This is a genomic window from Thermoflexus sp., from assembly GCF_025055495.1.
Taxonomy (GTDB): Bacteria; Chloroflexota; Anaerolineae; order Thermoflexales; family Thermoflexaceae; genus Thermoflexus.
Map to the genome: position 1 here is coordinate 1 of NZ_JANWXB010000165.1, position 7,221 is coordinate 7,221.

General features: G+C 63.2%; 5 protein-coding genes. 4 read left to right on the forward strand and 1 reads right to left on the reverse strand.

The features are described 5' to 3' along the window. Nucleotides 1-348: 348 nt before the first annotated feature. Nucleotides 349-1,647: an MFS transporter gene (locus NZM16_RS05785; protein ID WP_295479236.1), complete on the reverse strand. Its 1,299-nt coding sequence runs from the start codon at nt 1,645-1,647 to the stop codon at nt 349-351. Nucleotides 1,648-2,006: 359 nt separating this feature from the next. Between NZM16_RS05785 and NZM16_RS05790 the strand changes: the two genes are divergently transcribed. From NZM16_RS05790 to NZM16_RS05805, 4 genes are all read left to right on the forward strand, one after another. Further along, nucleotides 2,007-4,397, forward strand: coding sequence for a glycoside hydrolase family 31 protein (locus NZM16_RS05790; protein WP_295479239.1), 2,391 nt, complete (start codon nt 2,007-2,009; stop codon nt 4,395-4,397). Nucleotides 4,398-4,471: 74 nt separating this feature from the next. Further along, entirely contained in the window at nt 4,472-5,125 is a 654-nt protein-coding gene (locus NZM16_RS05795; RefSeq protein WP_295479242.1) for a class II aldolase/adducin family protein, read from the forward strand. A 228-nt stretch (nt 5,126-5,353) separates the two neighbouring features. Then, nucleotides 5,354-6,037: a helix-turn-helix domain-containing protein gene (locus NZM16_RS05800; RefSeq protein ID WP_295479245.1), complete on the forward strand. Its 684-nt coding sequence runs from the start codon at nt 5,354-5,356 to the stop codon at nt 6,035-6,037. 322 nt (nt 6,038-6,359) lie between these two features. Continuing rightward, nucleotides 6,360-7,221: tyrosine-type recombinase/integrase (locus tag NZM16_RS05805; protein WP_295479248.1), on the forward strand; the 862-nt coding region annotated here is incomplete at its 3' end.

Sequence of the window (7,221 nt, forward strand, 5' to 3'; positions counted from 1 at the left end):
TCTCGACGGACCACTGGTAGAGATCCCAGTAGGTCTGGAAGTTCCGGTTGTGCCGGGCGTTCACATACTCGATGAAGCGGGTCATGTTCGCCCGGCGCTTCCGCTCCTCTGAGGGCACCCAAAGCGGTTCCTTCATCGCCAACCTCTCCCGAACGGAGCTCGCGGAGTGCGATCGGATTCCAGCTTTATTATATCGACAGGGCTCCGTTTCAAACCCGGGGAGCTTTTCTCAGCCCTCTCCCCACGCTGCTCTGCTCTTCGGCGCGGGGGAGGGGAGGGGAATAGGGAAATTAGGGAACGAAGCGGGCGGCGAACCCGTCCCCCCACCTCTGGGTTCACGTCTGGATCTCAGGATCCATAAGAAGAGGGCGACAGCGCGCGCAGGACAGTTCGAGCATAAAAGCCCATCGCCAGCAACCGGCCTAATCCGGAGAGGGCGAAGAGCGGATAAAAGCCCCACTGGGAAGCGATCCACCCTCCCACCGCTGCCCCGGCGGCTGAGGCGATCCCGACGATGAGATTATAAAACGCCGCATAGCGTGGGCGCGTTTCCTCCGGGGCAAGGGCCAGCAAGGTGTTGAAATTGCACAGGTCGAAGCCAGCCCACAGAAATCCCGCAAGAGCATTAATGGGCGCAATATGCCACGGGGAACGGGCGAGCAACCAGGCCCAGGGAATCAGGGGAATAAATAGCCCGGCCCGCAGGAGCGCCCGTGGTGCTCCCCAGCGATCGTTCCAGCGCCCGAAGAAGACCGGGCCGAACAGCGCGGCGAAGGCGGACACCGTGGTCAGCAGGCCGACAGTCCGGGCGTCGGCCCCCAGGTTCTGGACCAGATGGACATTAAAGAACGGAGCGGCAAGGAAGAGGGAGAAGTTCCAGATCCCGAAGGTGGCCAGGTAGCTCAGAAAAGCCGGCTGTTCCCGGATCTCCCGCCATGGCGGAAGCCGCTTGCCTCGCACACTCCCCGGGCTCTCTTCCGGAAGGCTCGCGAACACCGCCAGCCCGATGGCACCTAGGAGGAAGGCGATGGCGAAGGCCACTTGATACCCTCGAAGGCCCCCTAAAGCGGTGATCAACCAGCCTGCCACGGGCACTCCGATCAGGGCGGCAATGCCGCTGCCGAGGTTCCGCCAGCCGAAATACCGGCCCCGGATCTCCGCGGGCACCCATTCGCCGGCCAGGCTGGTCCAGGCCGGGGCTCCCAATCCCCATAGCCCGGCCCGCAATGCCCCGGTGACCACCAATAGCCCGATCGCAGCATGTCCGGTCATGAAGAAGGGCAGCAGGGCCCAGAGAACCAAATTCACCCGGGCCACGCTGACAGCTGCTATCACCAGCATCTTGCGCCGACCCCAGCGCTCCGCCAGCCGGGCCCCTGGGATCAGAAGGGCTGCATAGATCAGCTGGGCGAGACTGTTCAGCCAGCCGATCTCCCGGGGCCCGGCTCCTAACGCCAGGGCGAACAGGGGCACGTAATCGATGACAAAGGCATCTGAAAGACGCGCCAGCACGCCATCCCACCAGAACCGGTGGAGCACACGGGAACGATGCTCCGCGGACTTCCCCAGGGCCGGTTTCGTATGCGAAACGATGGGAAATGGAAGAGAGAACGAATGAACACTGCGAAAGATCGAGCGAAACAGCATGGTGCAAACCTCGGGCATGAGATGAAAACATGCGCGTTCGAAGTTATGTCGTTCGCTTCCTCAGAGGCTTTGGAGGCAGAGCGGGGTGCCTTCAGCACCTGTAGCAGGCCCTGTCCCCCTGAACCTTGTGCCCACATGGTGACATCCCGTTGGACCCGTGTTCACAACGAGCCGGGCCTCTTAAAACTCCCATGGCGATCATTGACCGGCCAGGAGATGCATGTTACTATCGTTTGCCGGTGCTTTCGGGTCGGGCGGGCTGCCTTCGATGGTCCCTCAGCCCTCTCGACCCTCAGCGCTCACGATGAGCGGCAACCGGCATTCCCATCATCCTCCGAGGCATCGAGGGAACCCACGCCATGGACCCCCGAAAATGGCTGCTCGCGCTGCGTTTTGTCGGATGGCGGACCGCCGGGCGGGCGGTGCGGGCCGCATGGGAACGAGATCAAGCGGAGCGCATTCCCGGACCTCCCCAGGTGCTCTCCTGGCAGCCCATCGATCCCCTGGAACACATGGTCCCGCTCCCGGACGGCGCGCGCTTCACTGGCCCGAACGCTGAACTGGAGATCCGCTTCCTCGCTCCAGAGGTCCTTCGCCTCTCCTGGACCCCCGGGCTCCTTCCCCTTCCTTATGCGATTGTCCGTGAAACCCTAGAGGAGACAAAGGTTTCCTGGGCTCCGCAACCCGCTGGCTGGATGCTGGAAAGCCCCGCGATCCGGATTGAAGTGAATGCCGATGGCCGCCTGCGCTTTCAGACGCCTGCGGGGCGCCTCTGGCGGGAAGAAGATCCGCCGGAGCGCCGGGGCGAGGCGTGGCGGCATCGGGTTCGGCTCCGCCCGGAGGACCGGCTATACGGGCTGGGGGAACGGGCTGCGCCTCTCAATCGAAGAGGGCGAACCTACCGGATGTGGAACCGGGATCCCGGCGGGAGCTACGGCCCGAATGTGGATCCACTGTATCTGGGCGTCCCGCTCTGGATCAGCGTGCATGCAGAGGGCGTTTACCTGGTCTTCTACGAGAACCCCTATGATGCCGCTTTCGATTTGGGAGCCTCCGAACCGGACGCGGTCCAGGTGACCTTCGCGGGGGGCGCGCTGCGCTATTACGTGTTCTACGGCTCGCTGGAAGGCCTCCTGGCCCGCTATACCGAGCTGACCGGCCGGCCGCCGTTGCCTCCTCGCTGGGCCCTGGGCTTCCACCAGTCCCGCTGGAGCTACGGGAGCGCGGAGGAGGTTCGGGAGGTGGTTCGCAGCTTCCGCGAGCACCACCTTCCTCTCCACGCCCTCCACCTGGACATCGACTATATGGACGGCTATCGGGTCTTCACGGTGGATCGACAGCGGTTCCCGGACCTAGCGGGCCTGATCCACGAACTGGAAGGGCAGGGGGTTCGGACAGTGGTGATCCTGGACCCGGGGGTGAAAATCGATCCCGGCTATTCCGTATATCAGGAAGGAATGGCCCGCAGGGCCTTCTGTCGTCTGCCGGATGGGCGGGTCTATCGGGGTCTGGTTTGGCCGGGGTGGTGCGTTTTCCCGGACTTCACGGATCCATCGGTTCGGGAGTGGTGGGGGGCTCATTATCAGGCTCTGCTGGAAATGGGCGTTGCCGGCTTCTGGCATGACATGAACGAGCCCACCACGTTCGCTGCCTGGGGGGAGCCCACCTTCCCTCGAACCGTTCGTCATGAGATGGAGGGAAGGGGAGGGGATCACTTAGAAGCCCATAATCTCTATGGACTGTTGATGAATCGGGCGGCGTGGGAGGCCCTGCGCCGGATGCAACCGGATCGTCGTCCGTTCCTGCTCACCCGATCGGGCTGGGCGGGGATTCAACGTTACGCCTGGAACTGGACGGGGGACACGGAGAGCACGTGGGCGGCCCTGCGGCAGACGATCGCAACGGTGATCGGATTGGGTCTCTCTGGGATCCCTTACACGGGGCCGGACATCGGGGGATTCAGCGGAGCGCCCTCCGCGGAGTTGTTCATCCGGTGGTTCCAGGCGGCGGCCTTCATGCCTTTCTTTCGGAACCATGCAGCCAAAGGAACTCCCCGGCGGGAGCCATGGGTTTTCGGTGAACCTGCCCTCTCGATCCTTCGGGAGTTCCTTGAGCTGCGCGTTCGCCTGCTGCCGTATCTTTACACCCTCGCCTGGGAGGCGGCGCAGACCGGCGCGCCGCTGGTGCGCCCGCTGTTCTGGGGGAACGAGGACGACGCCTCCCTGGGGGAGATCGAGGATGCTTTTCTGCTGGGGCCTGCGCTTCTGGTGGCGCCCGTGGTGGAGGAAGGAGCGCGCGCCCGGAAGGTGTTCCTGCCCTCAGGAGAGTGGTATGACTTCTGGGAGGATCGGCGTCTGGCCGGCCCAGGGTTCATCGAGGCGGAGGCACCGCTGGAGCGCATCCCCGTATTCGTCCGGGCCGGGAGCGTTCTACCCATGGCGGAGGACGGCCTGACGCTCCATCTTTACGCGCCATCCGCCGGGGAAGGGGAGGGGACCCTCTACTCCGACGCAGGGGACGGCTTCGGTCCATACCGAGTGGATCGCTTTCGCATGGAAAGGGAAGAGGACCGGTTGTGGTTGCGCTGGATCCCGGAGGGGGATTTTCCATGGCCCTGGGAGACCTTTACCCTGCGCCTCCATGGCTTCGCCGTTGCCCGCGCTGTGATCGATGGCCAGGAGAGCTCCGTTCAGGGAGACCGCTTCCGCGTTCGTCCGTTCCAGGAGATCCGGCTGGAGGAAAAGACCTGAGGGGTCAGGCAATGGCTTCCTATGGGACATTACGTTGATTCCTTTTGGATTCCTTTTGGGAGGCGATCGACGGCATGCGACGATTCCGATGGGGGTTGCGAGAACAGCGGTTGCGGGAGGCGCTGGTGGAAATCGGCGCCCGTCTGTATGCCCGGGGGTTGATCTCGGCGAACGATGGGAATTTCTCCGTTCGCCTGGATGCCCGGCGCATCCTGATCACGCCCCGGGGGCGGAGCAAGGGATGGTTGCGGCCGGAGGATATGGTCGTGCTGGATATGGAAGGGCGGGTGCTTCAGATGGGCTATGGTGGGGCCGGTCCCTCCTCGGAATGGCCCATGCATATCGAAGCATATCGCCAGCGTCCGGATATCGCCGCGGTGCTACATGCCCATCCTCCGTTCACGGTTGCCCTCACCGTATCCGGTGTGCCGTTCCCCTCCGAGGTCCTACTGGAAGTCGTGATGACGATCGGAAAAGTTCCAACCGCGCGGCTGGCGGTGCCCAGCTCCGAAGATGATGCGCTGGCCATCCGGGAATGGATCCGGGATCACCAGGCGGTGCTGTTGCCCCATCACGGCGTGGTGACCATAGGGCGCACGCTGGAGGAAGCCTGGGTGATCCTGGAGCGGATCGAGTATGCGGCGAAAGTGTATCTGTTGAGCCGGGTGCTGGGGGAAGCCCGGCCGTTGCCGCCGGAGTTCTTAGCCGTCCTGACCAGTGCAGGCTAACCGTTTTGTCCGCTGGGATAGAAGAGACGCCAGACCTCCTCCCCACGTTGCCTCGCGGCGTGGGGAGGAGGGCATAAACACTCCCAGAACGCTGGCTTTCGTCCCGCCTGAGGGCAAAGGCCGTGCGGGAAGGGGGGAACGAGAAGCTTTTCCGGAGGACGTGGTCCGGCGAAGGTGGCCCACGCCACCGGGAAATAACCTGTGCCCGAAATGATGGAGAGATGCAGAATGAAGGATCTTCATGGTTACCAAATTAGATCAGAGAACGTTCTTTTGAAGCCCAAAGAGGCGGCACGTCTGTTGGGAGTTACCGCGCGATGTCTGCGCAAGTGGGCCCAATCCGGGAAAGTGGTGACGGTCCGAACGCCGGGTGGACATTATCGATATCCGCTGGAATCGATCCTGAAGGCGCTGCAGAATGGGAGAATTCAAGACGACAGTGAGCACAGCGCCGCCCTATACGCGCGGGCTCTTCGGTATAAGCAGGTCCAAGAACAATTAAACGTTTTAAGACAGGCAGCGTTGGAGATCGGTTATCGAGTGGTATACGAGGAATACGATCTGCAGCGAGGCCATCAGATGGGATTAGGGCTTCAGCGCCTTCTTCTACTGGCTCGAGGGAACGCGTTTCGAACGGTGTTGATTACTTCTTACAGTCGGCTGGGGTGGCTGGGGGCAGTAGATCCTCGCTTCTTCCATCTGGTATTTGCGCTCCTCGGCGTGCATCTCATTCCGCTTTCGCCCTTTGAGGAATCGGTAGGGCCCGCGGAGTTGTTGGACGATTTCCATCTCTTGCATCAAATTCTTTCGGAATATTTGGGCGCGATGGGGAGACAGGCGAACCGGAAGATTCTATGGGCCCTGGAACGGATCCGGAAAGGCTATTCGCTGGAGGAGGATTGGGTGGTCTGATGGGCTGGTGGGTGGTGAAGGCGGCCAGAGCCGCCGTCACCACCTGTGCTTCACGGCAGATGGTTCTTATAAGGTATGTTAAACAAATCAAAAGACGGGCTCAGCGGCCACCTCCAGCGAGCCCGGAAGGCGATGGCCCCTCCCCCCTTCCCCTCCCCACGGCCCAGAGGGTCGCGGGGAGAAGGGAGAAAAAATCGTTCAGGAGGGCTGGAGCGGCTTCCAGAGCATCGTGGGATAATGGCTATACAAAGGGACATGGCCGGGCCTGCCCGGATGGATTCCCGGAGATCTTCACGGATGATATCCGAGAGCTGGTGCGCCGATGAAAACCATCGGGTTGCGTAGTGCAGTGCTCGCTTTTCTGGACAGCCTGTCCGTCCGCTATGCCCGGCGTCCCCGCACGGTCCAGACCTATCGGACCGCGCTTGGGCGGTTTCTGGAGTATCTCTCCGCGCTGGGCGTGGATCCGGATCAGGAGGCGGTCTCGGATCTGGATCCCATCCTGGTGCGGGATTTCGTCACTTTCCTGGAGGGGCGTTATCGCGAGGCGGGACGGATGCTACCCGCATCCACCCGCCAGACCTATTTGGCGGCGCTGGTGGGTTGGGTGAACTTCCTTCTCGATGAGGGCCTGTGGGAGCTCCCCGCGGAGGAAGCCCGTCGTCTATTGCGTGATCTAAGAGCGCAACGCGGGCGCCCCTCCCCTCCCCTGCCCCGCTTGCCTCGAGAGGAGGCCCTGAGCGCCCTGCTCCGGGCTGCCCGATCTCGTCCCCCTTCCCGCTCCCGCCGCAAGGAGCTCATCCGCCTCCGGGACATGGCCTTACTGCTGGTCCTGCGCAGCAGCGGGATCCGGGTGGGAGAGCTGGTGGCACTCCGCCGGGGCGATTTCGACCCGGTCCAGGGCCTCCTGTGGGTGCGCCACGGCAAAGGCGGTAAGGAGCGGCTGGCGTTCTTAGACGCCGCAGCGGTTCAGGCGCTTCAGGCTTATCTGCAGGCCCGGGATGGGAGCGCGCGAGGGAAGGCTGTCGATCACCGGCCGCTGTTCGCCCGGCACGATAAGGGGGCGGGGGATCAAACGCGGCCGATGACCCCGGAGGGCGTGCGGCGGGCCCTCTGGGCGCTGGCCCGGGAGGCTGGGCTGGCGGAAACCCTCACCCCGCACCAGTTCCGCCACTACTTCGCCA